At 65.6% G+C, this 1,187-nt stretch carries 1 protein-coding gene; it reads right to left on the bottom strand.

Features of this window, described 5'->3' with window-relative positions:
- A partial coding sequence (gene qcrB / locus NQ160_RS24015) for a cytochrome bc1 complex cytochrome b subunit (protein WP_257517484.1) occupies positions 1 to 1,187 on the bottom strand: 1,187 nt, incomplete at both ends.

Below are 1,187 nucleotides of genomic sequence, written 5' to 3'. Positions count from 1 at the left end.
GTGGCGATGAGGTCGGACGAAGCCGCAGCCCACAGCACCGCGTAGAAGGTGACACCTGCGGCGCCGATGGCGGTGCGGGTGGCGGCGTTGCGGGGACGCTGGGCGATGTGGTGCTCGCGCTTGTCGCCGGTGATCCACGCCTCGATGAAGGGGTAGATGGCGACGAGCAGGATGAAGATGACCAGCACGCCCAGCGGCAGCAGGATGTTCCACGACCAGGTGCGGTCGAGGAAGACCGACTCCAGGTGCGGGGGCACCAGACGCAGCGCACCGTCGGCGAAGCCGATGTACCAGTCGGGCTGAGTACCGGCCGAGACGGGGGACGGGTCGTACGGGCCGTAGTTCCACACCGGGTTGATGGTGAACAGCGATGCGATCAGCACGATCACACCGAACGTGATGAAGAAGAAGCCGCCCATCTTCGACATGTACACCGGCACCATCGGGTAGCCCACGACGTTGCTGTTCGTGCGGCCGGGGCCGGCGAACTGCGTGTGCTTGTTCACGATCATGAGCATGAGGTGAAGCGCCAGGAGCGCCACGAGGATCGCCGGCAGCAGCAGGATGTGCAGCGTGTACAGGCGGCCGACGATGTCGGTTCCCGGGAACTCGCCGCCGAAGAGCAGGAACGACGTCCAGGTGCCGATCAGCGGGATGCCCTTGACCATGCCGTCGATGATGCGCAGGCCGTTGCCCGAGAGCAGGTCGTCGGGGAGCGAGTAGCCGGTGAAGCCCTCACCCATCGCGAGGACGAACAGCACGAAGCCGATCACCCAGTTGAGCTCGCGCGGCTTGCGGAACGCGCCGGTGAAGAAGACGCGCAGCATGTGCACGCCGATGCCGGCGACGAACACAAGCGCTGCCCAGTGGTGGATCTGGCGGACCAGCAGACCACCGCGGATGTCGAACGAGATCCGCAGCGTGGATTCCATGGCCGCAGACATCGGGATACCGCGCATCGCCTCGTAGGCGCCGTAGTAGTGCGTCTCGACCATCGACGCCTGGAAGAAGAACGTCAGGAACGTGCCGGACAGGAGCACGACGACGAAGCTCCACAGCGCGATCTCGCCGAGCATGAACGACCAGTGGTCGGGGAAGATCTTGCGACCGAGCTCCTTGACGAGGCCCGAGATGCTCGTGCGCTCGTCGAGGTAGTTCGCCGCACCCGCGACGAAGCGGCCGCCGAG

The sequence above is a fragment of the Microbacterium sp. zg.Y909 genome (genome assembly GCF_024626565.1).
This window is presented reverse-complemented; position numbering and strand designations above follow the sequence as displayed.